The sequence below is a fragment of the Pseudomonas sp. 21 genome, assembly GCF_000955805.1.
GTDB lineage: Bacteria > Pseudomonadota > Gammaproteobacteria > Pseudomonadales > Pseudomonadaceae > Pseudomonas.
The window spans coordinates 125,801-151,187 of sequence record NZ_JYOA01000004.1 but is presented as its reverse complement, the minus strand read 5'-3'; the positions used below and the strand labels follow the sequence as shown (position 1 = coordinate 151,187).

The following is a 25,387-nucleotide window of genomic DNA, read 5'->3' as shown; positions in this document are numbered from 1 at the left end:
CCCATGGGCATCAAGGTAACTGGCGGCGTTCGGGAGAACGGCGTTGTCGTGGGTAATGCCTATGACAAGTACGGTTCCCGTAACTGGCTGGTCAAGCGGATCATGGCCGGTTTCGAGCTCGCACTGTCGGGTCTGGTCGAGCGGGCGGCGCCAGCGTCGATCCATGAAATCGGCTGCGGTGAGGGATACTGGGTCTTGCGCTGGCTCGAGGAGGGGCGTCGGGCCAGGGGGTGCGACTTTTCCTCCCATGCTATCGATCTTGCCAGACAGAATGCCGACGCGCGGGCGCTCGAATCCGAGAGTGTCTTCGACGTCAAAAGCATTTATGACCTGCAGTCCGCGGAGGATTCCGCAGACCTGGTCGTTTGTTGTGAAGTGCTTGAGCATCTGGAGGATCCCGACGCCGGCATGCGCGCCCTGCAGCGCGTGGCGACGGGCCACCTGATTCTGAGCGTGCCTCGGGAGCCGCTCTGGTGCGTTTTGAATCTGGCTCGTGGAAAGTACATCGCTAGCCTGGGCAATACGCCGGGCCATCTGCAGCACTGGTCTGCCCGTGGTTTCGTGCGATGGGTCGAGCAATATTTCGAGGTCATCGAGGTCCGCTCGCCGCTGCCCTGGACCATGCTGCTCTGCCGTCCGCGCCACTGAGATGGCGTTCTCCTGGCGCAAGCTGCTGCATTGGGGCGGCAGTTTCCTGGCTGTGCTCAGTCTGCTGTTCGTGGCTCTGCGCCTCAGGCAGTACGGCACGCAGTTCGATCCGGCGGCAATCCCTCTCTCGCACTGGTTGATCATCGCCGGCCTGGCGCTGATCTACGCGCTGGCCAATGGGCCTCTCGTACTGGCCTGGCACTGCCTGTTGCGGCGCTTTGATATCCGCACGTCCCGGCGCTGGGCGGTCAGGGCCTACGGGCTCTCGCAACTGGCCAAGTATCTGCCGGGGAACATCCTCCATGTTGCCGGTCGACAGGCGCTGGGGATGGCCGCGGGGTGGCCGGGCCGCGGGCTGGCCAAGTCCATCGCCTTTGAGCTTGCGCTGCTGGCGGGGGCGGGTGGGTTGTTCGTGGCCTTGCTGGTCCCGGTACTTTTCTCCGGGTTGCCCTGGCTGCTGGGGCCTGCGATCTGGTGCCTGGTCGTCGTACTGGGAATGTACGGCGTGTATCGCTTCCTGGGCCGGGACGGAGTCTCGGCGCTGGCATGGCAGATCCTGTTTTTGCTGATCTCCGCGTCGATCTTCGTGGCGTTGGTAGAGCTGACCGCTTCGCAGATGGTTGTCCCTGCCCGTGAATGGCCCGTCATCGCCGGTGCCTTCGTTGTGGCGTGGCTTGCCGGGTTGGTCACCCCCGGCGCTCCGGCTGGCGTGGGTGTGCGGGAGTTGGTCCTGCTGCTAGTGCTCAAGCCTGTGGTGGCCGAAGCGGACTTGCTCCTGGCGGTGGTGCTGGGGCGAGTGGTGACGGTCTGCGGCGATCTGCTGTTCTTCTGCGCTGCGTTGGCCGTGCGGGATCTGGATTCAGGAAAGCATTGATGATGAATGGGTTGTCCAGGCGGCACATCGGGCGGTATTTGGCGCTCTGTCTCGCAATAGCTGTCGTGTGTCTGTTGAACAACGCCGTGCCCGGCGTTCTTACGCCGACCTTGGGGCAGGCCGTCTGGGCGGCCGGCTTTGCCCAGTCGTTGGCAAATCATGGGCTGTTCAGCTTGCACGCGCAGGATATTGGTCTGCCAGCCTCTGCTGCCCTCGCATTTGGCCTGTCCGGGGCTTGGCCGATGAGTGTCCTCATACGTCTCGGCGTACCTGGAGCGGACGCTTATTCAGCGACCATTGCCATGTGGCTGCTGATCGCCTTGTTCAGCGCAAGGCGGATAGCCCTTCGGCTGGGGAGCGGAGAAGGTGCCGCGCTCCTCGGTGCCGTAATTTGGGCTAGCCAGCCAATGATCTGGGCGCATGCCGATTACAGCATGCTATCTCTCGGCATGGCGCTGCTACCGTTCTATTTTCTGATGGTGCTGCGCTTACTGGACCCTGCGGTCGCCCGATGGAAAGCTGCGCTGTCCTATCTGGCGGCCGCAATCATTGCGGTCTTCATGGATGGCTACACCTTTATCATGTTCGCGACTGGCGCGAGCGTAACGATTGCTTATCGCCTTTTGCTGCGTCTCGAGCCGCGTACCACCCTATTGCGCATCGCAGTACCGGTGCACTTTGGCAGCTTCGCGTTGGCTTACTGGCTGTATACACGGTATGTCGGTACAACGCAGTTCGCCCATGTGCCACTGGATTTCTTTCGTGGTTGGGGATTGGATCTGAGTTTCCTGGTCGTCCCAAGTAAGGGCATTCTCTGGCTACCCGACTTCCTGGGCCTGAGTGAGCATCGCACTACCAACTTGTTTTATGGTGACAATTCAACTTGGGACACTACCTTTGCACTGCCCTTGTTACTCGCGGTGGGGGGCATTGGATTAGTGGTACGTCGCCGCCGCCTACTGGTATGGGGGTTGATTGCCGGCGCTGTTCTGTCCTTCTATCTGGCGCTCGGCCCGTCGCTGAAGGTCCACTCGATAAAGCCGCAGGGTGTGCACAATCAGAATGCAGTAACGCTTGAGCCCATGATGCCGGCTGGTCAGGCGCTGGCTCCTACCGGCTCCGCGTGGGTTTCGGAAAACCTTCCGGGATTCAATGCCATGCGGGCGCCCTATCGCTGGGCGGCCCTTGGTCTGTTTGTTACATGGTGTCTGTTCATGCTGCAACTGCCTTGGCTGCGTGGCCAACTGTTTGGCTGCGGCATCCTTGTCTTACTGTTGTTGTTCAACCTACCGCACCCTCTTGCCCACCTTAGAGTGGGGGCGCAAGCGCGTGCGATGTTCTTCCAGATGGACAGGGAGTTCGCCATCCCTCTTGGACAGGCACTTCATTCGAATGAAGTAGTGGCCTTCGTCCCATGGGGAAATGATTTTCTGGCCAACTACTTGGCGCCGCGAGCAAAAGTGCGAACTTTCAATGTCGGCGGTGACAAGAATGTAGAACGAGCACAATTGGGCTGGCCTGCCGAGTTTCTGGCGGCCGGGCCAGGCTGGGTACCGGGGATAGCGACGGATCCGTTGGCGCTCATGTTGCTGAAAAAGCAGGCAGACGTGCTGGTGTTTCCTTATGTCGATCTGCTCTGGGCGGCCAACGCCTGGCCCTGCATTGGCAGCGAAAGAGTCAGTGCGTGGATTGGACAGCGAACGGACGCCGGTGTGGAGGCTGCTGCGTTGTGTCCGCCAGCAATACGGCAGCAGCGTCGAGCAGTACTGGATCGTCTGAGTAAGCTGCCGTTCCTGAAAGTTGAAGATGGTGGCTGGTTTGCCACCGTTCGACTTGTTCCTCCTGATCAAATGAGCAGCGCCTGGGACAGTTGGGCTGGAGATGTCGATTATCCGCTGCTGCCCCAAGCGGGATTATTGAGTACGCAGCGAATGCTGGCTGACGGTTGGTATCCAGTTGAGCTTGGTCATGTCTGGTCCGGGGCGCAGGCAAACCTGCAATTGCCCCGGCCCCGTGAGTGCCGGGAAAGTCATTGTGAATTTCAAATCATGATGGGGGTATTTGCTGCCAGTACGACGCGTCCTGTGCGAGTCAGTTTGAAGCGGACCTGCCATGGGGGCGAATGGAGCGAGACCCACCTGAGTACCACGGCTGACCTTCAAACCTATAGCGTGCCGGTATGCTCCGAGGACAATTGGCAAACGGTCAGTGTGGAGGTCGACAAACCTGATTCGCCTCAGCGGCTCTATGGCTCTGACGATGTTCGAGTGCTCGGCGTCTACCTGAAGCGTATCGAGTGGCGCGAAGTGAATTGATACTGCAACGTAGCGCAGAACTGGTCCCAGTCTGCCGGCACTCCGGGCTGCAAGGGCTGTGAATCAATGTGCGGACAGCGACGCGGCGAACCGCTACGCTCCACCCTCAGATCCGGAATCCTTAACCGGGCGATAACGAAATCAGGAAAACCAGGGCGGGAAATCCGATGACATCAGCAGTACCTTCACGCGCTTCGCTGCAACGCTGGACGCTCCGGTTGCTCGGCGCACTGGCCCTGATGCTGGGGCTGAGCAGCCCGGCGCTGGCGGACCGGGTGATTCCCTCGGGGATGATGGTGGGTTTCGTCGACAGCGCGGTGTATCCGGTAATTACCCTCAAGCGGCCGAAGCCGAGCCTGCTGCGCCAGGTGATCACCATCGGGCTGTACAAGAAGACCATCAGCTACCCGCTGTCGGTGTCCATCCGCATCCGTGACGAGAACAACCGCTTCATGGTCTACGGCATGCTGCCGAAGATCACCGGCAAGTTCGTCGGCATCAAGATGGGCCTGGACAGCCGGATCAGCCAGATCTGGGTGATGACCGAAGCCGAAGCGACCGAATACGTGACCCGCCCGGACACGCTGTTCCCGCCGAGCTGATGGCTTCGCTTGCGGGGTGAAGCCCCCGCCCCGGCCGCTCGTGCGGGCGGGCAGCCGGAAGAGGGCGACTTCGGCTATCATGTGCACCGATTCAAACCTTTCAGAACCGGTCTACCCATGACGTCCTCTCAGCAGCCGCCCCGCGACGAAAGCGCCGACAACGCGCAGGAACAACCCAAGCTCTCCCTGGCCGAGCTGGCCAAGGCCGCCCTTGCCGCGCAGCAGCAGGCAAAAACCGCCTACCAGCATCGCAAGCCTCACGACCAGGCCGAGTACCGCCCGCCGCACCCGCGCGGCTCGCGTCGCTCCATGGGCAAGCGTTGAGGCAACCTCTCGTCTGAAACACCGTCAGCCGGCGCTCTTGTGGGGGCGCTGGCTGAACTGCGGCGACCGGTATCGGTCGTATCCGCATCGGCCTTGCCATGCTGGCTGGCCATTCCCGCTCTCGCGAACCCGTCACGGATCGACACCCGCGCCGCCCTGTGCCCCGGCATAAGGGGCGCCTCGCGTCCAAGGAGAATCCATGAAAGTCCTCGTTCCACTCCTTTCCCTGCTGGCGCTCGCCGGCTGCATCACCATGACCGGCAACTACGAGGTCAGCGCCCACGACGAGTCCGGCAAGGCCCTGAGCAATGGCAAGTTCCTCGCCCATGGCAGCGGCATCTACACCGTGCGCAACTCACTCTGCTCGGTCTATCCGAAGGCCATCGTCACCATCAAGGACGTGGAGACAGACCAGGAGCTGGAGGGCGAAAGTCCCTACCACTGCCGCTGAGCCGCCTTACGGGGAGGGCGGTGAGAGCTTCTGCTGCTGCCCTTGCTGCAACGTCCACTCCACCACCTGTGCGGAAAGCTGGTCGGCAGCCTTGCCGAAGGCGCTGACCACTTCGGGGACCTGCTTGCCGTCCACCGGCTGGCGGACCTCGAAGCTGCGCGCGGCGACGATTCGCTGGCCGAGGGTGCGCACCAGGCGCGCGTCGTAGCGGATATGGATCACCGGTTTGCCGTTCTGGTACTCGCTCTGGAAGGCGCGCAGTTCGCCGGTCAGGTCGAGGTCGGCCTGCAGGCTGGTTTCGTCGCTGCTCAGGGCGCGGATGCTGCCGTTGGCGGTGAAGGCGTCGAGCAGGCGATCACGCAGCAGGCCCGGCGCACGGTTGCTCCAGCGCGCCCCCTGGTAGCTGCTCAGTTGGTTGCCCTGTGGGACCACGGCGATGCGGTTGCTGTCCAGCGCCAGGCTGGCGGTAGGCGCACTGACTCGTAGCGACCAGTTCACCAGCGCATTGCCGCGCGCGGGTTGCTGGGTGGCCGGCAGCAGGTAGAAGTCCGGGCTTTCCGCTTCCGGGAGGATCGAGCAGGCGCCCAGCAGGCTGACCAGGGCGGCGACGCCGAGCAGGCGGGGAAGGGCGGTCATGGCTGGAACTCCTTGTTGCGCTCGCGGCCGAGCAGGTAGCCGGTGGGGTTTTCCTGCAGGCGGCGGGTGACGCCGCGCAGGTCTTCCAGGGTGGAGCGCAGTTCGCGGATCGCCGGGCCGATCTCGCCCAGGCCGTTGAGGCCGCCGTTCACCGAGTCGTAGTTGCTGTCCAGCAACTGCTCGACGCGCTCGCTGCTGGTACGCAGGGAGGCGAGGGTCTTCTGGGTGTCGTCGAGGATGTCCTGGCCTTTCTTGCCCCCCAGCGTCTGGTTGGCGCGTTCGAGCAACTGGCTGGCGTTGGCCAGGGTGATGCGCGCCTGCTCGCTGGCGGCGGCCAGTTCCTTGAAGGTCTGGCGGATGTCGTCGCGCTGCTCGGCAACCACGCCGGTGGCCTGGTCGATATGGTCCAGGGTGCGGCTGATGCGGTCGACGTTCTCCTGGGAGAACATGCGGTTCACGTTGTTGATCAGGTTGTTGATGTTGGTGGCGATGTCCTCGCCGTTGGCCAGCAGCTTGGCGAAGGGCGACGGGATGGTCTTGATCACCGGGATTCCGCCATCCTTGGCTTCCAGTGGCGGGCTGTCCTGGCCGGCGCTGGAGAGCTGGATGATGGCCTGGCCGGTGACGCCGGTGAGGGCCAGCTTGGCGCGCGTGTCTTCGCGGATCGGCGTGCTGTCGTAGACGCGGATGCGCGCGCGGACCTTGCGCGGGTCGTTCGGGTCCAGGCGCAGCGAGACCACGTCGCCGACGCGGATGCCGCTGTACTGCACGGTGCCGCCTTCGGACAGGCCGGTCACCGCCTCGCTGAAGATCACGTCGTAGATCTTGTAGCGCTGGTCGTTGCTCGATTGTGCCAGCCAGAGCGCGAAGAGCAGCGCACCGATAGACACCACGAGGGTGAACAGGCCGATCAGCACGTGATGGGCACGGGTTTCCATTCAGCTTTCCTCCCGCAGGTGTTCGGTGGCCTGCAGCGCGGCACGGCCGCGTGGGCCGTGGAAGTAATCCTGTACCCAGGCGTCGTCGGTCTGGGCGACCTGGTCCAGTGGCCCCACCACCAGCACCCGCTTCTGCGAGAGCACGGCGACGCGGTCGCAGATGGTGTAGAGGGTGTCCAGGTCGTGGGTGACCAGGAACACCGTGAGGCCGAAGGCGTCGCGCAGGGTCAGGATGAGTTGGTCGAAAGCCGCCGCGCCGATGGGGTCGAGGCCGGCGGTGGGTTCGTCGAGGAACAGGATGTCCGGGTCCAGGGCCAGGGCACGGGCCAGGGCAGCACGCTTGACCATGCCGCCGGACAGTTCGGCCGGGTATTTGGAGCCAGCGTCCGGCGGCAGGCCCGCGAGGGAGATCTTCACCTTGGCCATGAACTCGGCATCGCTGCGCGACAGCCCGGCATGCTCGATCAGCGGCAGGCAGATGTTCTCGCTCACGGTCAGCGAGGAGAACAGCGCGCCGTTCTGGAACAGCACACCGAAGCGCCTTTCCAGCTTCGAGCGCTCCAGTGGCGGCAGCGCCGGCAGGTTCTGCCCGAAGACGTGCACGCTGCCTTCGCTGGGCTGGCGCAGGCCGATGATGCTGCGCAGCAGTACCGACTTGCCGGTGCCCGAGCCGCCGACCACGCCGAGGATCTCGCCCTTCATCACGTCGAGGTCCAGGTGCTCGTGCACGGCGTGGGTGCCGAAGCGGTTGGCCAGGTCGCGGACGACGATGATCGGTTCGCTCACCAGCCCATCTCCATGAAGAACAGCGCGAATACCGCGTCCAGCAGGATCACCACGAAGATCGACTGGACCACGCTGGAGGTCGTGTGCTCGCCCACCGACTGCGCGCTGCCGCTGACGCGGAAGCCTTCCAGGCAGCCGATCACGGCGATGATGAAGGCAAATACCGGCGCTTTGACGATGCCGACCAGGAAGTGCTGCACGGCGATGTCGTTCTGCAGCATGTAGAGGAACATGCGCGGCGAGATATCCAGCGCGAGGGCGCAGACCACGCCGCCGCCGAAGATGCCGGAGATCATCGCCAGGAAGGTCAGCATCGGCAGGGTCAGCAGCAGCGCCAGCACTCGCGGCAACACCAGCAATTCAACCGGGTCGAGGCCCAGGGCCTGGATGGCGTCGACTTCCTGGTTGGCCTTCATTGAGCCGATCTGCGCGGTGAAGGCGCTGGCGGTGCGGCCGGCAAGCAGGATTGCGGTGAGCAGCACGCCGAATTCGCGCAGGAAGGAGAAGCCCACCAGGTCGACCGTATAGATCTGCGCGCCGAATTTCTGCAGCACCGTGGCGCCGAGGAAGGCCACCACCGCGCCGACCATGAAGGTCAGCAGGGCGACGATGGGCACGGCGTCCAGCCCGGTTTCCTCCATGTGCGCGGCCAGCGAGGTAAGGCGCCAGCGTCGCGGGCGGAGCAGGTTGCGCAGCAGCGTCTGCAGGGTCAGGCCGATGAAGCCGAGCAGGCCGACCAGGTGTTCGCGGAAGGTCAGGGTGGCGATGCCGATGCGTTCCAGCACATCGACCAGTGCGTTGCCCGGCTCCGGCGCCTTTTCGTCCAGGCGGCATTGGGTGATCGCGCTGCCGACGGCGCGCAGCAGTGCCTGGCGTTCGGCGGGAAGGTTGCGGGCGATCTGCTCCAGCTGGTTCATGCGTGCGCCGCCGATGATCTCGGCGAGCAGTGCGGCGCCGGCGGTGTCCAGCGCGCCGAGGCCGGAAAAATCCAGCTCGGCGGGGGATTCGGCCTGGCGCTGGGCGGCCACCTGGGCCTCCAGCGCGGAGAAATGCGCGAGCGTCCAGTCACCGCTGACGTGCATCAGCGGTGGGCTGGCGGTGGTGTCGAGCTGAAGCTGGCCGGGCTGGGCGGTCATCGTCATGGTTCGCATTCTAGCGGAGTTACACAGTGCCATGATTGGACAGGTGTGTCGCAGTGTAGAGCGGCTGCCTGGTGCTGGGACAAGCCCGGCGACATCCTGTTCAATTGACGCCCCAGCCCGCCAGCCACTAAGCTGCGCGCCTGCTTCAGGTGCTCTCGGTGCAAGCCGCGAGTGAAACAGGGAAGCCGGTGAAATCGATGCGCAATCGACCATTCCGGCGCTGCCCCCGCAACGGTAAGCGAGCTTCGAACCGCAGACAGCCACTGTGCCACGGCATGGGAAGGCGCGGTTCATCGACAGCCTCATGGCGTCACTCGCAAGCCCGGAGACCGGCCTGTTGCATCGCATGGCATCGCGGGAGGCGCTGTCGACGTCGGCGCCGTGCGCCGCGCGTTGCCGTCCTCCGCCTGCCCCGACTGGTCAGTGCCGCGCGGGTGAGAGCGGCGGAGAATCCTTCAGGTGAAATCCCTATTCCCCAGGTCGACAGCCTTCGTGCTGGGCGATCTCTTCCGCATGGCGCCTGCGCGCGCCAGCGGTGCATCCCTGCCTGTTCCCTCCCGCGTTTGCTGCCACCCGGCCGGCAGCCTGGCGCCTGCGCAATCCCTTTTACCCGTACAAGCCGTTCTAGAAGGAACCTGCCATGACTGAATCCCCGGAAAAGGACGAGCGCCATCGCTCGCGCATGCAGCGCAAGAAGGCGGTGATCGACGACAAGATCGCCCAGGCCCAGGGTGAGCGCGGTGTGTTCCTGGTCAACAGCGGCAACGGCAAGGGCAAGAGCAGCTCGGCCTTCGGCATGGTCGCTCGCGCGCTGGGCCACGGCATGAAGGTGGGCGTGGTGCAGTTCATCAAGGGCGCCGCGACCACGGGCGAGGAGGCATTCTTCCGCCGCTTCCCCGAGGAAGTCAGCTTCCACGTGATGGGCGAAGGCTTCACCTGGGAAACCCAGGACCGCCAGCGCGATATCGCCAAGGCACAGGCGGCCTGGGGCGTGGCCCGCCAACTGCTGGGCGACCCGGAGATAGGCCTGGTGGTGCTGGACGAGGTGAACATTGCCCTCAAGCACGGCTACCTGGAGCTGGACACCGTGCTCGCCGACATTGCCGCCCGACCGCCCATGCAGCATGTGGTCGCCACCGGCCGTGGCGTGCAGCCGGCCATGGTCGAGGCCGCCGATACCGTGAGCGAGATGGGCCTGGTGAAACATGCCTTCAAGGCAGGGATCAAGGCGCAGAAAGGGGTGGAATTCTGATGCCCTTCGTTGTGGCGGAGCACGCCTGATGCTCGATGCGCGCCAATGCCCCGCCCTGCTGATCGCCGCCCCCGCTTCCGGGCAGGGCAAGACCACCGTGACCGCCGCCCTGGCGCGCCTGCACACGCGTCTCGGGCGCAAGGTGCGGGTGTTCAAGTGCGGTCCGGATTTCCTCGACCCGATGATCCTCGCCCGCGCCAGCGGCGCGCCGGTCTATCAGCTGGACCTGTGGATGGTCGGCGATAGCGAAAGCCGCCGGTTGCTCTGGGAGGCCGCCGGCGAGGCCGACCTGATTCTCATCGAAGGTGTGATGGGCCTGTTCGACGGCTCGCCCTCGGCCGCCGATCTGGCGCGGCGCTTCAATGTGCCGGTGATGGCGGTGATCAACGGCCAGTCCATGGCCCAGACCTTCGGTGCGATGGCCGTCGGCATGGCCACCTACCAGCGCGACCTGCCGTTCTCTGGCGTGCTCGCCAACCGCATCGGCAGCCAGCGCCACCGCGACCTGGTGCGCGATAGCCTGCCCGAGTGGATTCGCTGGTATGGCGCACTGCCGCGCGACACCGAAGTGGAGTTGCCCAGCCGCCACCTCGGCCTGGTACAGGCCGACGAACTGGCCGACCTCGACGCACGCCTGGACGCCGCCGCCGATGCGCTGGCTGCCAGTGCCAGCTCCGAGTTGCCGGCGCCGGTGAGCTTCGCCGTGCCCGAGCCGCGCAGCGAATCTTCCGCCCTCGACGGAGTGCGCATCGGCGTGGCGAGGGACAACGCCTTCGCCTTCCTCTATCAGGCCAACCTCGACCTGCTGCGCGAGCTGGGTGCTGAACTGGTGTTCTTCTCGCCGCTGCGTGACGAATCGCTGCCGGAGGTGGACAGCCTCTACCTGCCCGGCGGCTACCCGGAACTGCACCTGCAGGCGCTGGCCGCCAACCGCGCCATGGCCCAGGCGATTCACGCCCACCACGAGATGGGCAAGCCGATCCTCGCCGAGTGCGGCGGCATGCTCTATCTGCTCGATGCGCTGACTGACGTAGCCGGCGAACGCGGGGAGCTGCTGGGCCTGCTGCCGGGCGAGGCGCGCATGCAGAAACGCCTCGCCGCGCTGGCGCTGCAGGCCGTGACGCTGCCCGAAGGCACCCTGCGCGGGCACACCTTCCACCATTCGTTGCTCGACAGCGCCGAAATACCGCTGGCCCGTGGCGTCTGCCCGAACGACAAGCCGGTGGCCGAGGCCGTGTTCCGACGTGGCCGTCTCACGGCGTCCTACATCCACTTCTACCTGCCATCCGATCCGGATGCCGCGGCCGCACTCTTCAGACCATGACCGATCACGCCTACAGCCCCGAGGAACGCGCCGCGCTCTACCGCGCCATCGCCGAGCGCCGCGACATGCGTCATTTCAGCGGTGGCGAGGTGGCGCCCGAATTGCTCGCGCGCCTGCTGGAAGCTGCCCACCAGGCGCCCAGCGTCGGCCTGATGCAGCCGTGGCGCTTCATCCGCGTCACCGCGCGGGCGCTGCGCCAGTCGATCCATGCTCTGGTGGAAGAGGAGCGCGAGCGCACCGCCGAGGCACTGGGCGAACGCTCCGACGAGTTCATGAAGCTCAAGGTCGAGGGTGTGCTCGACTGCGCCGAAGTGCTGGTGGCCGCCTTGATGGATGGCCGCGAGGCGCATGTCTTCGGTCGTCGTACGTTGCCGAACATGGATCTGGCCTCGCTCTCCTGCGCCATCCAGAACCTCTGGCTGGCCTCGCGCGCCGAAGGCTTGGGCATGGGCTGGGTGTCGCTGTTCGATCCAGCCGCGTTGGGCGAGCTGCTGGGCCTGCCGGCGGGAGCCGAAGCCGTGGCGGTGATCTGCCTCGGCCCGGTCAGCGAGTTCTACCCGGCGCCGATGCTGGCCCTGGAAGGCTGGCGCCAGCCGCGCGCGCTCAGCGAGCTGCTTTACGAAAACCACTGGGGAGAACAGCCATGAGCCTGGCCTTGCTGAGCGTCCTCGGCATGGTGCTGGATGCACTGCTGGGCGAGCCGAAACGCTGGCATCCGCTGGTGGCTTTCGGACGCCTGGCGGATCGGCTGGAGCGGCGCTTCAACCGTTCCCGCGCCGACGCCGGCAAGGACACCCCCGGCCTCGGCTGGCGCAGCCATGGCGTCACCGCCTGGATCATCGCGGTCGTCCCGCTGACGCTCATCGCGCTGTTGCTGAGCCTGCTGCCCTACGTCGGCTGGGTCGTCCAGGCGCTCGCGCTGTACGCCGCGCTGGGCCTGCGAAGCCTGGGCGAACATGCCGAGCCGGTAGCGCTGGCCTTGCGCGCCGGTGACCTGAACGAAGCGCGCCTGCGCGTGGGCTACATGGTCAGCCGCGAAACTGCCGAACTGGACGACACCGCCGTGGCCCGAGCCGCTACCGAATCGGTGCTGGAGAACGGCAGCGACGCGGTCTACGCGGCGTTGTTCTGGTTCGCCCTGGCCGGTGCGCCGGGCGTGGTGCTCTATCGCCTGAGCAACACCCTCGACGCCATGTGGGGCTACCGCAACGCGCGTTTCGAACGCTTTGGCTGGGCCGCGGCGAAGATCGACGATGTGCTCAACTACATTCCGGCGCGCCTGGTGGCGTTCACCTACGCGCTGCTGGGCCACAACCGTCTCGCGCTGCGCTGCTGGCGCACGCAGGCACCGCAGTGGGACAGTCCCAACGCCGGTCCGGTGATGGCCGCCGGTGCGGGGGCGCTGGGCGTTTCGCTGGGCGGCTCCGCCCGCTACCACGGCGAGCTCCACGAACGCCCGCAGTTGGGTGAAGGCCCGGCGCCAACTGCCGTGGACATCTGGCGCGCGCTGGCCCTGGTACGTCAGGGCGTGTTGTTGTGGTTGCTGATCATCCTGATTCTGGGAGTGCTCTGATGCTCGAACATGGCGGCCGGTTGCGCAAAGCGGCGCAGCAGTACGGAATTCCGCTCTCCGAGTGGCTGGACTTGTCTACCGGCATCTCGCCCTGGCCCTGGGCGTTGCCCAGCGTGCCGGCGGCAGCCTGGATGCGCCTGCCCGAGGACAGCGACGGCCTGGAGGCCGCTGCGCGGCGCTACTACGGCGCCGAGAAGCTGCTGCCGCTGCCCGGCAGCCAGGCGGCGATCCAGCTGCTGCCGCGGCTGCGCCGGCCCGGCAAGGTCGGCGTGGTCTCACCCTGCTATACCGAGCACGCCGAGTCCTGGCGTGCCGCCGGGCACATCCTGCGGGAGGTCAGCGACCAGGAAGTCCCCCATCACCTGGAGCGCTTCGATGTGCTGGTGGTGGTCAACCCGAACAACCCCACCGGCCGGCGCATCGAGGCCGGCGTGCTGCTGGAATGGCATGCGCGCCTGCAGGAGCGCGGCGGCTGGCTGGTGGTGGACGAAGCCTTCATGGACTGCACGCCCGAGCACAGCCTGGCGCCCAGCTGCGCGAGCCGTCCGGGGCTGATCGTGTTGCGCTCCTTCGGCAAGTTCTTCGGCCTGGCCGGCGCACGGCTGGGCTTTGCCTTCGCCGAGCCGCGCCTGCTGGATAGCCTGGCGAAACTGCTCGGCCCCTGGGCGGTGAACGGCCCGACACGCTGGGTTGCCCAGGCGGTGCTGGGCGAGTTCCAGGAACAGATCCAGCGCCGCCGCGACCTGCATGACGCCAGCCGGCGCCTGGCCGGGCTGCTCGGCGAGCATGGCTTCGCCCCGCAGGGCGGCACGGCGTTGTTCCAGTGGGTGGTGTCGATGCGTGCCCATGCGCTGCGCGATCACCTGGCGCGCCAGGGCATCCTCGTGCGCCTGTTCGAGACGCCCGGCAGCCTGCGCTTCGGCCTGCCGCCGGACGAGAAGGGTTGGGAGCGCCTGGAGCACGGCCTGCGCACCTTCAACCAGATGGAGAGCCTGCGTTGATTACCCCGAAAAGCGCGACGCTGATGGTGCAGGGCACCACCTCGGACGCCGGCAAAAGCACGCTGGTGACTGCGCTGTGCCGCTGGCTACGCCGGCAGGGCATCGCGGTGGTGCCGTTCAAGCCGCAGAACATGGCGCTCAACAGCGCAGTGACCGCCGACGGCGGCGAGATCGGCCGCGCCCAGGCGGTGCAGGCGCAGGCCTGTAATCTGGCGCCGCATACCGACATGAACCCGGTGCTGCTCAAGCCCAACAGCGACACCGGCGCCCAGGTGATCATCCATGGCCGCGCGGTCACCAGCATGAACGCCGTGGCCTACCACGACTACAAGCGCGTGGCGATGCAGGCGGTGCTCGAGTCCCATCAGCGCCTCAGCGCGCAGTACCCGGTGGTGATGGTGGAAGGCGCGGGCTCGCCGGCGGAGATCAACCTGCGCGCCAACGACATCGCCAACATGGGCTTCGCCGAGGCGGTGGACTGCCCGGTGATCCTGATCGCCGACATCGATCGTGGCGGCGTGTTCGCCCATCTGGTCGGCACCCTGGAGCTGCTCTCCGAAAGTGAACGGGCGCGGGTAAAGGGTTTCGTCATCAACCGTTTCCGCGGCGACATCGCGCTGTTGCAGAACGGCCTCGACTGGCTGGAAGAACGCACCGGCGTGCCGGTGCTCGGCGTGCTGCCGTACCTGATGGATTTCCACCTGGAAGCCGAGGATGCCATCGACACCCGCCAGGCCGCCAAGACCGGCGAGCGCCTGCGCGTGGTGGTGCCGGTGCTGCCGCGCATCAGCAACCACACCGACTTCGACCCGCTGCGCCTGCACCCGCAGGTGGAGCTGACCTTCGTCGGCCCCGGCCAGCCGATCCCGCCGGCGGATCTGATCATCCTGCCTGGTTCCAAGAGCGTGCGTCCTGACCTCGCTTTCCTGCGCGCGCAAGGTTGGGACGCGGCGATCCAGCGCCACCTGCGCTACGGCGGCAAAGTGCTGGGCATCTGCGGCGGCTTGCAGATGCTCGGTCATACGCTTGCCGACCCGCATGGCCTGGAAGGCGCGGCGGGGGAGAGCGAAGGGCTCGGCCTGCTGGACCTGCGCACCGTGCTGGAACCGGAGAAGCAGCTGCGCAATGTCAGCGGCCAGCTGGCGCTGGAAGGGGCTGCGGTGAGTGGTTACGAGATCCACGCTGGCGTCACCGAAGGCCCGGCGCTGGCCAATCCCGCGGTGCGCCTGAGCGATGGCCGTGCCGATGGCGCGTTGAGCGACGATGGCCAGGTGATGGGCACTTACCTGCACGGGCTGTTCGAGTCCGCCGCCGCCAGTGCTGCGCTGCTGCACTGGGCGGGGCTGCGCGAGGTGCAGCACATCGATTACCACGCCCTGCGCGAGCGCGACATCGAGCTCCTGGCCGATCAGGTCGAGGCGCATCTGGATACCGAAAAACTGAGGTTGTTATGCGGACTGCAGGGCGCATGACCGTTCGCGGTTATCCGCCATCCCGCCTCGCCGTGAAGTCGACGAATAACGCCGGAGACACGCTTTCTTGTAGGAGCGAGCTTGCTCGCGAACCGCATGACTCCGGCGTGCCCGCAAACCTCTGTTCGCGAACAAGCTCGCTCCTACAGGTCCCGATCGACTGGGAGAACCCATGCTTGAACTGATCCTCGGCGGCGCCCGCTCGGGCAAGAGCCGCCTGGCCGAGCGCCTGGCGCAGGAAAGCGGCTTGCCGGTCACCTACGTCGCCACGGCCCAGGCCGGCGACGGCGAGATGTCCACGCGCATCCTCCAGCACCGCGAGCGCCGCCCGGAACACTGGGGGCTGGTGGAAGAACCGCTGGCCCTGGCCGACGCGCTGGAGCGCCTGGCGGCGCCGCAGCACTGCGTGCTGGTGGACTGCCTGACCCTGTGGGTTACCAACCTGCTGATCCATGAAGACGGCTGGCGCCTGCGCGGCGAGATCGACGCGCTGCTGGAAACGCTGCCGCAACTGCCGGGGCGAATCATCCTGGTCAGCAACGAAACCGGGCTGGGCGTGGTGCCGATGGGCGAACTCAGCCGCCGATATGTCGACGAGGCCGGCTGGCTGCACCAGTCCCTGGCCGAGGTCAGCGAGCGCGTGGTGTTCACCGTCGCCGGCCTGCCCATGGTGTTGAAGGGGGAAGCGTTATGAGTCTGCAATGGTGGCTGCAAGGTACCCAGCCGATCGACCGCGTGGCGCAGGACAAGGCCGCTGCGCGCCAGGACCAGCTGACCAAGCCGCGCGGCGCGCTGGGCCGGCTGGAGGAAGAGACCATCCGCCTCGCCGGCCTGCAGGGGCGCGAGCGGCCGACCCTGGAGCATGTCTGGATCGCCCTGTTCGCCGGTGACCACGGCGTGGTCGCCGAAGGCGTGTCGGCCTATCCGCAGGCGGTGACCGTCGAGATGCTGCGCAACTTCGTGCGCGGCGGTGCGGCGATCAGCGTGCTGGCCCGCGACCTCGACGCGCGGCTGGAGGTGATCGACCTGGGGACCGCCACGCCGCTGGAACCGCTGCCAGGTGTGCTGCATGTGATGGTCGGCGCGGGCACCGCGAATTTCACCAAGGAGCCGGCGATGACTGCCGCCCAGTGCCTGATCGCGCTGGAAGCCGGTCGCGAATCCGTGCGCCGCGCGCAGCAGGCCGGTGCGGAATTGTTCATCGGCGGCGAAATGGGCATCGGTAATACCAGCTCGGCGGCGGCACTCGCCTGCGCCCTGCTGGACGAGCCGGCGCAGGCGCTGGTTGGCCCCGGTACCGGGCTGGACTCGCAGGGCGTCGCGCGCAAGGTCGAGGTGATCGACCGCGCGCTGGCGTTGCACCGCGCTCACTGCGACGAGCCCTTCGAGGCACTGTGCCGCCTCGGTGGCTTCGAAATCGCCGCGCTGGTGGGCGCCTATCTCGCCTGTGCGCAAAAGGGCATTCCGGTCTTGGTGGACGGTTTCATCTGCACCACCGCCGCGCTGTGCGCCACGCACCTCAATCCCGGTTGCAGGGACTGGCTGCTGTTCGCCCACGCCGGCGCCGAGCCGGGACACAACCGTGTGCTGGCCGCGCTCGACGCGCAGCCGTTGCTCGACCTCGGCCTGCGTCTGGGCGAGGGTAGCGGCGCGGCGCTGGCGGTGCCGCTGCTGCGCCAGGCGTGCCGGTTGCACAGCGGCATGGCGACCTTCGCCGAGGCCGCGGTGTCGGACCGCCCTGCATGACGTTGCGCCTGGAGTTGCTGCGTCACGGCGAGACCGAACTGGGCGGTGGCTTTCGCGGGCGCCTGGACGATGCGCTGACCGAAACCGGCTGGGCCCAGATGCGCGAGGCTTTGGGGGATGAGTGCCGCTGGTCGGCGCTGGTCAGCTCGCCGTTGCAGCGATGCGCGGCCTTTGCCAGGGAGCTGGCGGCGCGCCACGGCTTGCCGCTGGGCTTTGAGCCGGGCCTGCAGGAGCTGGATTTCGGCCAGTGGGAAGGCATTTCGCCAGCTAAGCTGATGGAGACGGATGCGCAGGCGCTCGGGCGCTTCTGGGACGATCCCTACGCTTTCCCTCCACCGGGTGGCGAGGCCATGGGCGACTTCGAATCCCGTGTCTTCGCGGCGCTGGAGCGCCTCTACCAGACCCACGCTGGATCGTCCGTGCTGGTTGTCACCCATGGCGGCGTGATGCGCCTGTTCGGCGCCCTGGCCAACGGCCTGCCGGCGAAGCGTCTGCTGGAAGTGGTGGTGGCCCACGGCGAATGCATGGCGCTGGACGTGACCCGCGAGGGCAACAGCTGGCGCATCCACAAGGCGCAACCCTGAGTCGACCCCTGATGAATACTCCGCACCCGGAACGCGATCAGGAAGCACCCGAGCAGCCTGCCGAAGAGAGCGGCGATGACGTGCGCGCGGCCCAGCTCAGCGACTGGTGCCTGCCTCTCGTGGCGTTGCAGTTCCTCACCCGCCTGCCGGTGCCTCTGAGACACATGCCGACGCCGCAGCAATTTGGCCGCGCCACCTTGTATTACCCGTTGGTGGGGCTGTTGATCGGCGCTGTGCTGTTTGCGATGGGCGAGCTGCTCAGCGGCGTGCACCTGCTGCTGCAGGCGGCGCTGGTGCTGCTGGTGTGGGTGGCCTTCAGCGGCGCTCTGCACCTGGACGGCCTGGCCGATTCGGCTGACGCCTGGATCGGCGGGCTGGGTGATCGCGAGCGCACTTTGGCGATCATGAAGGACCCACGCTGCGGCCCGGCGGCAGTCGTCGTCCTGGTGCTGTTGCTGCTGCTGAAGTTCGCGGCGATCACCGCCATTCTCGGTAATCACCAGCACTGGGGTTTGCTGCTGGCGCCCTGGCTGGGGCGCTGCGCGTTGCCGCTGCTGTTCTACACCACCGAATACGCCCGCAAGGGCGGCCTGGGCCAGGCGCTGGCCGATCACCTGCCGCGCCGCGCCATGCCCTGGATGTTGGCGGCCAACGCCGCGCTGATGGTGCTGGCGGGTCTGACCGGCATGCTGGCGCTGGCGGTCGCGCTGGTGATGTTCGTCTGGCTGCGCAGCCGCTTCATCGCCCGCCTGGGCGGCACCACCGGGGATACCGCCGGCGCGATGCTGGAGATGATCGAGTGCGCGGTGCTGGTGGCGTTGGCGCTCTAGGGTCCAACGGATAGGCGCGTGGGCTGTGCGTGTAGGAGCGAGCTTGCTCGCGAACGGATTTATCAGCCGTATCGGTGCCATGCGGTTCGCGAGCANNNTCGCTCCTACAAAAGCCCTCTCCCTTCAGCCCCGTAGGGCGAATAACCTGGAACAGGTTATCCGCTGGCCCATTAGCGGCGGATAACGCTGACGCGTTATCCGCCCTACAACTGGAGCGGTATCGGTGGGGGCGTAGGATGGGTGGAGCGTAGCGATACCCATGCTGCCGGTGTGCGGGATTGATGGGTATCGCTGTGCTCCACGCCATCCTGCCGATAGCGGCAGGATCGAGTTTTCGTCTGCCGATCAATCGAACGCGAAATGCTCCGTCTTCAACCCCATGATCGACCGCACCGGCTTGGCCATCGCCGAGGCGTGCCCCTTGGCGCGGGGTAGCAGGCGGGCGAAGTAGAAGTCGCTGGTGGCGATCTTGGCCTTGTAGAAGTCGCTCGATTCGCTGCCGCCCTGGCGCAGGCGCTTGCTTGCGGCGGCTTCCTGCAGCGCCCAGGAATAGGCCAGCGCGGCGTAGCCGGAGAACATCAGGTAGTCATGGCTGGCGGTGCTCACCAGGTCGCGCTGTTTGCGCGCGGTGAGGGCGATGCGCAGCGTGAGGATGTTCCACTGCGCGCAGAGCTTGAGCAGCGTGAGCGCGCGGCCACGCATGGCCGGTTCCTGCTTGAGCAGGTCGACGGCGAACTTTGCCACCTGGCGGGTGAAGTCGCGCACGGCCTTGCCCTGGGTCATCAGCAGCACCTTGCGGCCGAGCAGGTCCAGCGCCTGGATGCCGGTGGTGCCTTCGTAGAGCGTGGCGATCCGCGCGTCGCGGACGATCTGCTCCATGCCGTGTTCCTTGATGTAGCCGTGGCCGCCGAATACCTGCATGCCCAGGTTGGCGCTCTCCAGGCCCAACTCGGTCAGGCAGCCCTTGAGGATCGGCGTCAGGAAGCCGAGCTTGTCGTCCCAGCGGTCGTACTCGGCGTTGTCGTTGGTCAGCAGCCCCTGGATCATCTTGTCGGCGTACTGGGTGGCGAGATAGATCAGCGCGCGGCCGCCCTCGGCCACGGCTTTCTGGGTCAGCAGCATGCGGCGTACATCGCCGTGGTGCATCAGGGTATCGGCGATCTCCCCCGGCTCCTTGGTGCCGGAGAGGGCGCGCATCGAGCGGCGCTCACGGGCATAGGCCAGTGCGCCCTGGTAGGCCAGTTCGGCGGTGGCGACGCCCTGGATGGCGGTGCCGATGCGCGCGCTGTTCATGAAGGTGAACATGCATTCCAGGCCCTTGTTCGGCTCGCCGATCAGGTAGCCGGTGGCGCCGTCGAAGTTCATCACGCAGGTGGCCGAGGCCTTGATGCCCATCTTCTTTTCCAGCGCACCGCAGGTCACGCCGTTGCGCGGGCCGAGGCTGCCCCCGTCGCCCGGCAGAAACTTCGGCACGATGAACAGCGAGATGCCGCGCGTGCCCTTGGGCGCGTCGGGCAGGCGGGCGAGGACGATGTGCACGATGTTCTCGGTGAGGTCATGTTCGCCCGAGGAGATGAAGATCTTGGTGCCGGTGATCGCATAGCTGCCGTCGGCGTTGGTTTCCGCGCGGGTCTTCACCTGGCCCAGGTCGGTGCCGCACTGCGGCTCGGTGAGGCACATGGTGCCGCCCCAGCGGCCTTCGGTGAGCGGGGTGAGGTAGGTGTGTTTCTGTTCCTCGGTGCCGTGCTGCATGACGGTGTTCATCGCGCCCAGCGACAGGCCCGGGTACATCGAGAACGGCCAGTTGGCGGTGCCCAGCATTTCCTGCTTGAGCGCGCCCAGGCTCATCGGCAGGCCCTGGCCGCCATATTCCACCGGGTGCGAAAGGCCCTGCCAGCCGCCAGCCACGTAGGCGTCGTAGGCTTCCTTGAAGCCCTTGGGCGTACGCACTTCGCCGTTTTCCAGGTGGCAGCCTTCCTCGTCGCCGCTGTGGTAGAGCGGGGCGATGACCTCTTCGCAGAGCCTGGCGCATTCGCCGAGGATGGCATCGACCATGTCCGGCGTGGCTTCGCCACCATTCACCAGATTCTGGTAGTGGCCGGGGAAATCGAAGACTTCGTTGAGCAGGAAACGGGTGTCGCGCAGCGGAGCTTTGTAGACGGGCATCGGGGACCTCGGACCGTGATGCGCCCCGTCGAAAGCGCGGGGCTGGATGGCCGCAGTTATACGACCGGCTCCGCACGATGCCCTTGGCTGCGTCAACGCCTCGCGCTGGCAGATGGGACAATCGGTCGCGGCGGCCATTGACCGACTTGAAGTTGCGGGTATATACACGTATCCATGCTGACGACCCAATGCCTCTGCACCAAACTGCGCCGCTCGGCCCGCGCCGTGACCCGCGTCTACGACGATGCCCTGAAGGGCGTCGGGCTGACGACTGCGCAGTTTTCTCTGCTGCGGCACCTGTCGCGGCTGGAGCAGCCCAGCATCTCCGAACTGGCCGATGCCATGGGCCTGGACCGCAGTACGCTGGGGCGCAACCTCAAGCCGCTGGAGGCCGATGGCCTGGTGAAGCTGGAAGAGGGTGAGGATCAGCGCAACCGGATCGTGGTGCTGACCCCGACCGGGCTCGAGCGCATCGTACGGGGTCGTGATGCCTGGGACGCGGCGCAGCAGGACGTGGCGTCGCATCTGGGCGATGAAAAGCGCCGTCAGCTGGAAGCCTTGCTGGATGAACTGGCCGCGCTGGAGGCCTAGCGGCGGCCTGCGTGCAACGTGGAACAATGATTAAAAGCGGGTATATACCCGTGTAGGAGCAACTGATGTCGAAGCTGTCGCGCACGGGGTTCTGGATACTGCTATCCGGCGCCCTGATCCTCGCCCTGTCCCTGGGCATTCGCCACGGCTTCGGCCTGTTCCTGGCGCCGATGAGCGCCGAATTCGGCTGGGGGCGCGAGACCTTCGCCTTCGCCATCGCCCTGCAGAACCTGATCTGGGGGATCGCCCAGCCGTTCACCGGTGCCATCGCCGACCGCTTCGGCGCCATGCGCACCGTGCTGGTGGGCGGCATCCTCTATGCCGTCGGCCTGGTGCTGATGGGCTATTCCGACTCGGCCTTCAGCCTGTCCATGAGCGCTGGCCTGCTGATCGGCATCGGCCTGTCGGGCACCTCGTTCTCGGTGATTCTCGGTGCGGTCGGCCGCGCGGTGCCGCTGGAGCGGCGCAGCATGGCGATGGGCATCTCGGCGGCGGCCGGCTCCTTCGGCCAGTTCGCCATGCTGCCGGGCACCCTCGGGCTGATCGGCTGGCTGGGCTGGTCCGCTGCGCTGCTGGCGCTGGGCCTGCTGGTGGCCTTCATCGTGCCACTGGCCGCGCTGATGAAGGACAAGCCGCTGCCCATGCAGGGCCACGAGCAGACCCTGGGCGAGGCGCTGCGCGAGGCGGCCGGGCATTCCGGGTTCTGGCTGCTGTCCCTGGGCTTCTTCGTCTGCGGCTTCCAGGTGGTGTTCATTGGCGTGCACCTGCCGGCCTACCTGGTGGACCGCCACCTCCCGGCCACCGTCGGCACCACGGTGCTGGCGCTGGTGGGGTTGTTCAACGTGTTTGGCACCTACCTCGCCGGCTGGCTCGGCGGACGGATGAGCAAGCCCCGGCTGCTCACCGGCCTGTACCTGCTGCGCGCGGTGGTGATCGTCGCCTTCATCTGGGCGCCGCTGAGCGTCTGGACGGCCTACGCCTTCGGCATCGCCATGGGCCTGCTCTGGCTGTCCACCGTGCCGCTCACCAACGGCACGGTCGCTACGCTGTTCGGCGTGCGCAACCTGTCGATGCTCGGCGGCATCACGTTCCTGTTCCATCAGATCGGCGCCTTCCTCGGTGGCTGGCTGGGTGGCTACGTGTACGACCACACCGGTAACTACGATCTGGTCTGGCAGGTTTCCATCCTCCTCAGCCTGCTCGCCGGCCTGCTCAACTGGCCGGTACGCGAGCGCCCGGTCGAACGCCCGGCACTGGGGGCGGCGTGAAGCGCCCACTGGTGATCGCCCTGGTGCTGGGCCTTGGCCTGGCGTTGGCGGGTCTCGCCTGGTGGGGCTGGCAGCGCGGCGGGCTGGCGCTGATGCAACTGGGCATGGGCAGTTGCTGATGCTCGGCGCGCGGGGTAGCGTGACGGGATAATTCGAGGATCACTGCCATGCGTCTTTCCCTGCTTGCCCTCTCGCTTCTCTTGCCGCTGGCGGCCCAGGCCGCCGATTGCCCGGCGCTGCTCAAGACCCAGGGCGAACTGCCCAAGCTGCGCTCCAAGGACGTGCTCGACCTGTGCGAGCTGTATGCCGGCAAGCCGCTGGTGATTGTGAACACCGCCAGCCACTGCGGCTTCACCCCGCAGTTCAAGGGGCTCGAAGCCGTCTACCAGAAGTACAAGGGCCAGGGCCTGGAAGTGCTCGGCGTGCCCTCCGACGACTTCAAGCAGGAAGACGCTGACGCCGCCGAGACCGCGAAGATCTGCTACGGCAACTACGGCGTTACCTTCAACATGACCTCGGTGCAGCACGTCAGCGGCGACGAGGCGATCCCGCTGTTCAAGGACCTCGCCCAGCAGGCCGACCAGGTGCCGCGCTGGAACTTCTTCAAGTACGTGGTGGACCGCCAGGGCAAGGTGGTGGCGGAGTTTTCCAGCCTGACCAAACCGGATGACCCGGAGCTGCAGGCCGCCATCGAGAAGGCCATCGCGAGCCAGCCGTAAAGGTGCGGATGAGCTCTTCGTAGGAGCGAGCTTGCTCGCGAACCACTTGGCACAGGCGCTGCCGGCTGATTTGTTCGCGAGCAAGCTCGCTCCTACAAGAGCCTCGCTTGTGTGCGGATCGAAGCCGGACTGATGCCCGGCTTTTTTGTGCGTGCGCCCGAAGGTTGCAGAAATTTCCTGTTACAGACCGGCTGGGTCAGTGAGACAATCCGTGCCCGGCGCCACCACCGGTGGCCGCCGATGTCATGGATTCGATTCAGGAGATTCACCCCTATGGATGGCAAAGCCCTCTTCCTGGCTGCCTTGCTCGCCCAGGCCGTCGCCGCCCCGGCGTTCGCCGCACCCGCCACTTCCAATCAGAGCGAAGCCCCCGCGGCTGCCGCTGCTCCCACCCCCGCCGCCGAGTCGGACGAGGAGATGTCGCCCGAAACCTTCGTCGCCAGCCTGCACTTCCAGAAGGGCAAGGTGGTGGTCGGCGACAACCTCGCGACCTTCGATCTGCCGGATAACTTCGTCTTCCTCGACGGCAAGGATGCCGAGCGCGTTCTCGAAGCCTGGGGCAACCCGCCGAACGCTGAACCGCCGCTGGGCATGCTGATGCCGGCCGGCGTGTCGCCCTTTGCTGCCGAGTCCTGGGCGGTGACCGTGCAGTACGAGGAGAGCGGCTACGTCTCCGACGAGGATGCGGCGAAGATCGACTATGCCGAGATGCTCAAGGACATGCAGGATGACCTCAAGGAGGCCAACCCGCAGCGCGAGCAGCAGGGCTTCGAGGCGATCCAGCTGATCGGCTGGGCCGCGCCGCCGCGCTACGACGCCGCCGAGAAGAAGCTCTACTGGGCCAAGGAGCTGCAGTTCGGCGACGCCAAGGAGCACACGCTGAACTACAACATCCGCGCGCTGGGCCGCAAAGGCGTGCTGGTGCTGAACTTCGTCGCGGGCATGGAGCAGCTGCCGGAAATCGAGAAGAACGTCAGCAAGGTGCTGGCGATGACCGAGTTCAATCCGGGCAACCGCTACGTCGATTTCAACCCCAGCGTCGACAAGGTCGCCGCCTATGGCCTGGGCGCGCTGATCGCCGGCAAGGTTGCCGCCAAGGTCGGCCTGTTCGCGACCCTGCTGGTCCTGCTGAAGAAGCTGTGGATCGTCCCGGCCCTGGCCATCGGCTGGATCGCCCGCCGCTTCAAGCGCAAGCCGTCGAACGAAGGCTGATACGCCGCCTGATTCTCCAGGCAAGGAAAAGCCGGGCAATTGCCCGGCTTTTTGGGCTCTTTGTAGGAGCGAGCNNNCTCGCGAACCGCTTGATGCCGGAGCCGCCTGGAACTCTGTTCGCGAGCAAGCTCGCTCCTACAGGGTCATGGCAACAGCGCAAGCGGACAAGAAAAAGCCGGGCATTTGCCCGGCTTTTTCTATTGCGCTGAAGGATCAGCCTTTCTCGCCCTGAACGGCCTTGCCGTTCACGGTGCCTTCCTTGAGCATGATCTGGTACTCCTTGCCGTCGGACTCCTGCTGGTACAGGCGCACGAGGAGGAAGTCCCAATCCTTGGCGAACCAGAGGATGGTCTTGCGGTTGCTCTTGGTGGGGTCGCGCACGCGCTCCACCTTGATCGCAGTGATCAGGCCGGCCTGGGTACGCACCTTCTCCTCGCCGAGTACACGGAAGTCGTAGGTATCGACGTCGGTCCCCTCGATGACCTGGTAGCTCATGGCCTTCTTGCCAACGGCCACGTCATGCTGCAGCGCGAGCTGGTAGGTGGATTTGTCCAGCTGGCCCTTGTTCAGCGGCTGGCGTACCTGGTCGCCACGGTCGCTGCCCAGCACCTGCTTCTCGGCCCAGTCGAAATCGAGCTCGGTCTGCTTGTTCTTGCCCAGGCCTTCGCGGGCCCAGCGGTAGGTCAGCGGCAGGTAGGTGTCGTTCTCGACCTTGAACGTGCTGTTCTCGGTCAGGCTGGCCAGCAGCATGGAGGCCTTGAAATTCAGCTCCCAGCGGCCGCCGTCGCCTTGCTTGAGGCTGCGGGAGGCGGTGCCGCTGATGGGCATCTGCTTCCAGTCGGCGGTGTAGCTGGCGTCGAACGGTTCCAGCTCATAAGCCTGGGCCGGCAGGGTCAGCACGGCCATCAGGAATAACAGAGCTCTACGCATCGC

27 protein-coding genes and 1 riboswitch are annotated in these 25,387 nt (G+C 66.2%); of the genes, 21 read left to right on the top strand and 6 right to left on the bottom strand.

Features of this window, described 5'->3' with window-relative positions; all coding sequences use genetic code 11:
- Positions 1-3: 3 nt before the first annotated feature.
- From UB43_RS10340 to UB43_RS10315, 6 genes are all read left to right on the top strand, one after another.
- Positions 4-648 carry a bifunctional 2-polyprenyl-6-hydroxyphenol methylase/3-demethylubiquinol 3-O-methyltransferase UbiG gene (locus tag UB43_RS10340; RefSeq protein WP_218187694.1) on the top strand — a complete coding sequence of 215 codons (645 nt, stop codon included), beginning with the start codon at positions 4-6 and terminating at the stop codon, positions 646-648.
- A 1-nt stretch (position 649) separates the two neighbouring features.
- Complete coding sequence (locus tag UB43_RS10335; protein WP_045210396.1) at positions 650-1,522, top strand: hypothetical protein; 873 nt, start codon at positions 650-652, stop codon at positions 1,520-1,522.
- Positions 1,523-1,596: 74 nt separating this feature from the next.
- Positions 1,597-3,837, top strand: coding sequence for a hypothetical protein (locus tag UB43_RS10330; protein ID WP_156160390.1), 2,241 nt, complete (start codon positions 1,597-1,599; stop codon positions 3,835-3,837).
- Positions 3,838-4,004: 167 nt separating this feature from the next.
- Entirely contained in the window at positions 4,005-4,439 is a 435-nt protein-coding gene (locus tag UB43_RS10325; protein ID WP_045210394.1) for a hypothetical protein, read from the top strand.
- 117 nt (positions 4,440-4,556) lie between these two features.
- Positions 4,557-4,763 carry a hypothetical protein gene (locus tag UB43_RS10320; RefSeq protein WP_045210393.1) on the top strand — a complete coding sequence of 69 codons (207 nt, stop codon included), beginning with the start codon at positions 4,557-4,559 and terminating at the stop codon, positions 4,761-4,763.
- A gap of 199 nt (positions 4,764-4,962) precedes the next feature.
- Positions 4,963-5,214, top strand: a complete 252-nt coding sequence (locus UB43_RS10315) for a hypothetical protein (protein ID WP_045210392.1) — start codon at positions 4,963-4,965, stop codon at positions 5,212-5,214.
- Positions 5,215-5,220: 6 nt separating this feature from the next.
- Here the strand turns inward: UB43_RS10315 and UB43_RS10310 are convergent, their stop codons facing one another.
- Genes UB43_RS10310 through UB43_RS10295 form a run of 4 tightly spaced genes read right to left on the bottom strand, consistent with a single transcriptional unit; the run spans position 5,221 to position 8,716 of the window.
- Entirely contained in the window at positions 5,221-5,850 is a 630-nt protein-coding gene (locus UB43_RS10310) for an ABC-type transport auxiliary lipoprotein family protein (protein WP_045210391.1), read from the bottom strand.
- On the bottom strand, positions 5,847-6,788 hold the full coding sequence (locus UB43_RS10305) for an MlaD family protein (RefSeq protein ID WP_045210390.1): 942 nt from the start codon (positions 6,786-6,788) through the stop codon (positions 5,847-5,849). The genes UB43_RS10310 and UB43_RS10305 overlap by 4 nt, the downstream gene beginning before the upstream one ends.
- Complete coding sequence (locus tag UB43_RS10300; RefSeq protein ID WP_045210389.1) at positions 6,789-7,574, bottom strand: ABC transporter ATP-binding protein; 786 nt, start codon at positions 7,572-7,574, stop codon at positions 6,789-6,791.
- Entirely contained in the window at positions 7,571-8,716 is a 1,146-nt protein-coding gene (locus tag UB43_RS10295; RefSeq protein WP_045210388.1) for an ABC transporter permease, read from the bottom strand. The genes UB43_RS10300 and UB43_RS10295 overlap by 4 nt, the downstream gene beginning before the upstream one ends.
- 130 nt (positions 8,717-8,846) lie before the next feature.
- Positions 8,847-9,069, top strand: a riboswitch (cobalamin riboswitch).
- A gap of 287 nt (positions 9,070-9,356) precedes the next feature.
- On the opposite strand from UB43_RS10295, the gene cobO reads away from it, so the two are divergent.
- From cobO to UB43_RS10245, 10 genes are all read left to right on the top strand, one after another.
- On the top strand, positions 9,357-9,968 hold the full coding sequence (gene cobO, locus UB43_RS10290; RefSeq protein WP_045210387.1) for a cob(I)yrinic acid a,c-diamide adenosyltransferase: 612 nt from the start codon (positions 9,357-9,359) through the stop codon (positions 9,966-9,968).
- Positions 9,969-9,996: 28 nt separating this feature from the next.
- A complete protein-coding gene (locus UB43_RS10285) occupies positions 9,997-11,292 on the top strand; it encodes a cobyrinate a,c-diamide synthase (RefSeq protein ID WP_045210386.1) in 1,296 nt (431 codons plus the stop codon).
- The gene (gene bluB / locus UB43_RS10280) at positions 11,289-11,939 is read left to right on the top strand and encodes a 5,6-dimethylbenzimidazole synthase (RefSeq protein WP_045210385.1); all 651 of its coding nucleotides are present in this window, start codon (positions 11,289-11,291) and stop codon (positions 11,937-11,939) included. Before UB43_RS10285 ends, bluB begins: the two co-directional genes overlap by 4 nt.
- Positions 11,936-12,865, top strand: coding sequence for an adenosylcobinamide-phosphate synthase CbiB (gene cbiB / locus UB43_RS10275; protein ID WP_045210384.1), 930 nt, complete (start codon positions 11,936-11,938; stop codon positions 12,863-12,865). The genes bluB and cbiB overlap by 4 nt, the downstream gene beginning before the upstream one ends.
- A complete protein-coding gene (cobD, locus tag UB43_RS10270; protein ID WP_045210383.1) occupies positions 12,865-13,866 on the top strand; it encodes a threonine-phosphate decarboxylase CobD in 1,002 nt (333 codons plus the stop codon). Before cbiB ends, cobD begins: the two co-directional genes overlap by 1 nt.
- A gap of 23 nt (positions 13,867-13,889) precedes the next feature.
- Entirely contained in the window at positions 13,890-15,338 is a 1,449-nt protein-coding gene (locus tag UB43_RS10265; protein WP_045211276.1) for a cobyric acid synthase, read from the top strand.
- Between the two features lie 172 nt (positions 15,339-15,510).
- Positions 15,511-16,032 (top strand): bifunctional adenosylcobinamide kinase/adenosylcobinamide-phosphate guanylyltransferase, encoded by a 522-nt coding sequence (gene cobU / locus UB43_RS10260; protein ID WP_045210382.1) that lies wholly within the window; start codon positions 15,511-15,513, stop codon positions 16,030-16,032.
- Entirely contained in the window at positions 16,029-17,084 is a 1,056-nt protein-coding gene (cobT, locus tag UB43_RS10255) for a nicotinate-nucleotide--dimethylbenzimidazole phosphoribosyltransferase (protein WP_045210381.1), read from the top strand. Before cobU ends, cobT begins: the two co-directional genes overlap by 4 nt.
- Entirely contained in the window at positions 17,081-17,668 is a 588-nt protein-coding gene (gene cobC / locus UB43_RS10250) for an alpha-ribazole phosphatase family protein (RefSeq protein WP_045210380.1), read from the top strand. The genes cobT and cobC overlap by 4 nt, the downstream gene beginning before the upstream one ends.
- A gap of 11 nt (positions 17,669-17,679) precedes the next feature.
- Positions 17,680-18,498, top strand: coding sequence for an adenosylcobinamide-GDP ribazoletransferase (locus UB43_RS10245; protein WP_082085816.1), 819 nt, complete (start codon positions 17,680-17,682; stop codon positions 18,496-18,498).
- A 345-nt stretch (positions 18,499-18,843) separates the two neighbouring features.
- Here UB43_RS10245 and UB43_RS10240 read toward each other — a convergent pair whose 3' ends face one another.
- The gene (locus UB43_RS10240) at positions 18,844-20,664 is read right to left on the bottom strand and encodes an acyl-CoA dehydrogenase C-terminal domain-containing protein (protein ID WP_045210379.1); all 1,821 of its coding nucleotides are present in this window, start codon (positions 20,662-20,664) and stop codon (positions 18,844-18,846) included.
- Between the two features lie 174 nt (positions 20,665-20,838).
- On the opposite strand from UB43_RS10240, the gene UB43_RS10235 reads away from it, so the two are divergent.
- From UB43_RS10235 to UB43_RS10220, 5 genes are all read left to right on the top strand, one after another.
- A complete protein-coding gene (locus tag UB43_RS10235; protein ID WP_045210378.1) occupies positions 20,839-21,255 on the top strand; it encodes a MarR family winged helix-turn-helix transcriptional regulator in 417 nt (138 codons plus the stop codon).
- Between the two features lie 74 nt (positions 21,256-21,329).
- The gene (locus UB43_RS10230) at positions 21,330-22,523 is read left to right on the top strand and encodes an MFS transporter (protein ID WP_156160403.1); all 1,194 of its coding nucleotides are present in this window, start codon (positions 21,330-21,332) and stop codon (positions 22,521-22,523) included.
- Positions 22,520-22,642, top strand: a complete 123-nt coding sequence (locus UB43_RS30070; RefSeq protein ID WP_256205158.1) for a hypothetical protein — start codon at positions 22,520-22,522, stop codon at positions 22,640-22,642. The genes UB43_RS10230 and UB43_RS30070 overlap by 4 nt, the downstream gene beginning before the upstream one ends.
- A gap of 48 nt (positions 22,643-22,690) precedes the next feature.
- The gene (locus tag UB43_RS10225) at positions 22,691-23,242 is read left to right on the top strand and encodes a glutathione peroxidase (protein WP_045210376.1); all 552 of its coding nucleotides are present in this window, start codon (positions 22,691-22,693) and stop codon (positions 23,240-23,242) included.
- Between the two features lie 273 nt (positions 23,243-23,515).
- Complete coding sequence (locus UB43_RS10220) at positions 23,516-24,454, top strand: DUF2167 domain-containing protein (RefSeq protein ID WP_045210375.1); 939 nt, start codon at positions 23,516-23,518, stop codon at positions 24,452-24,454.
- A gap of 213 nt (positions 24,455-24,667) precedes the next feature.
- On the opposite strand, the gene UB43_RS10215 is transcribed toward UB43_RS10220, so the two are convergent.
- The gene (locus UB43_RS10215) at positions 24,668-25,384 is read right to left on the bottom strand and encodes a DUF3108 domain-containing protein (protein ID WP_024764562.1); all 717 of its coding nucleotides are present in this window, start codon (positions 25,382-25,384) and stop codon (positions 24,668-24,670) included.
- Between the last annotated feature and the right edge of the window lie 3 nt (positions 25,385-25,387).

What these genes read in the sequence shown, in the direction of transcription:
- cbiB (WP_045210384.1), top strand. Translation starts at nt 11,936, where the DNA reads ATGAGCCTGGCCTTGCTGAGCGTCCTCGGCATGGTGCTGGATGCACTG.
- UB43_RS10220 (WP_045210375.1), top strand. Translation starts at nt 23,516, where the DNA reads ATGGATGGCAAAGCCCTCTTCCTGGCTGCCTTGCTCGCCCAGGCCGTC.
- cobT (WP_045210381.1), top strand. Translation starts at nt 16,029, where the DNA reads ATGAGTCTGCAATGGTGGCTGCAAGGTACCCAGCCGATCGACCGCGTG.
- cobD (WP_045210383.1), top strand. Translation starts at nt 12,865, where the DNA reads ATGCTCGAACATGGCGGCCGGTTGCGCAAAGCGGCGCAGCAGTACGGA.
- cobO (WP_045210387.1), top strand. Translation starts at nt 9,357, where the DNA reads ATGACTGAATCCCCGGAAAAGGACGAGCGCCATCGCTCGCGCATGCAG.
- UB43_RS10285 (WP_045210386.1), top strand. Translation starts at nt 9,997, where the DNA reads ATGCTCGATGCGCGCCAATGCCCCGCCCTGCTGATCGCCGCCCCCGCT.
- cobC (WP_045210380.1), top strand. Translation starts at nt 17,081, where the DNA reads ATGACGTTGCGCCTGGAGTTGCTGCGTCACGGCGAGACCGAACTGGGC.
- UB43_RS10265 (WP_045211276.1), top strand. Translation starts at nt 13,890, where the DNA reads ATGGTGCAGGGCACCACCTCGGACGCCGGCAAAAGCACGCTGGTGACT.
- UB43_RS10225 (WP_045210376.1), top strand. Translation starts at nt 22,691, where the DNA reads ATGCGTCTTTCCCTGCTTGCCCTCTCGCTTCTCTTGCCGCTGGCGGCC.
- UB43_RS10315 (WP_045210392.1), top strand. Translation starts at nt 4,963, where the DNA reads ATGAAAGTCCTCGTTCCACTCCTTTCCCTGCTGGCGCTCGCCGGCTGC.
- UB43_RS10235 (WP_045210378.1), top strand. Translation starts at nt 20,839, where the DNA reads ATGCTGACGACCCAATGCCTCTGCACCAAACTGCGCCGCTCGGCCCGC.
- UB43_RS10305 (WP_045210390.1), bottom strand. Translation starts at nt 6,788, where the DNA reads ATGGAAACCCGTGCCCATCACGTGCTGATCGGCCTGTTCACCCTCGTG.
- UB43_RS10325 (WP_045210394.1), top strand. Translation starts at nt 4,005, where the DNA reads ATGACATCAGCAGTACCTTCACGCGCTTCGCTGCAACGCTGGACGCTC.
- UB43_RS10245 (WP_082085816.1), top strand. Translation starts at nt 17,680, where the DNA reads ATGAATACTCCGCACCCGGAACGCGATCAGGAAGCACCCGAGCAGCCT.
- UB43_RS10295 (WP_045210388.1), bottom strand. Translation starts at nt 8,716, where the DNA reads ATGACGATGACCGCCCAGCCCGGCCAGCTTCAGCTCGACACCACCGCC.
- UB43_RS10215 (WP_024764562.1), bottom strand. Translation starts at nt 25,384, where the DNA reads ATGCGTAGAGCTCTGTTATTCCTGATGGCCGTGCTGACCCTGCCGGCC.
- cobU (WP_045210382.1), top strand. Translation starts at nt 15,511, where the DNA reads ATGCTTGAACTGATCCTCGGCGGCGCCCGCTCGGGCAAGAGCCGCCTG.
- UB43_RS10340 (WP_218187694.1), top strand. Translation starts at nt 4, where the DNA reads ATGGGCATCAAGGTAACTGGCGGCGTTCGGGAGAACGGCGTTGTCGTG.
- UB43_RS10335 (WP_045210396.1), top strand. Translation starts at nt 650, where the DNA reads ATGGCGTTCTCCTGGCGCAAGCTGCTGCATTGGGGCGGCAGTTTCCTG.
- UB43_RS10240 (WP_045210379.1), bottom strand. Translation starts at nt 20,664, where the DNA reads ATGCCCGTCTACAAAGCTCCGCTGCGCGACACCCGTTTCCTGCTCAAC.
- UB43_RS10310 (WP_045210391.1), bottom strand. Translation starts at nt 5,850, where the DNA reads ATGACCGCCCTTCCCCGCCTGCTCGGCGTCGCCGCCCTGGTCAGCCTG.
- UB43_RS10320 (WP_045210393.1), top strand. Translation starts at nt 4,557, where the DNA reads ATGACGTCCTCTCAGCAGCCGCCCCGCGACGAAAGCGCCGACAACGCG.
- bluB (WP_045210385.1), top strand. Translation starts at nt 11,289, where the DNA reads ATGACCGATCACGCCTACAGCCCCGAGGAACGCGCCGCGCTCTACCGC.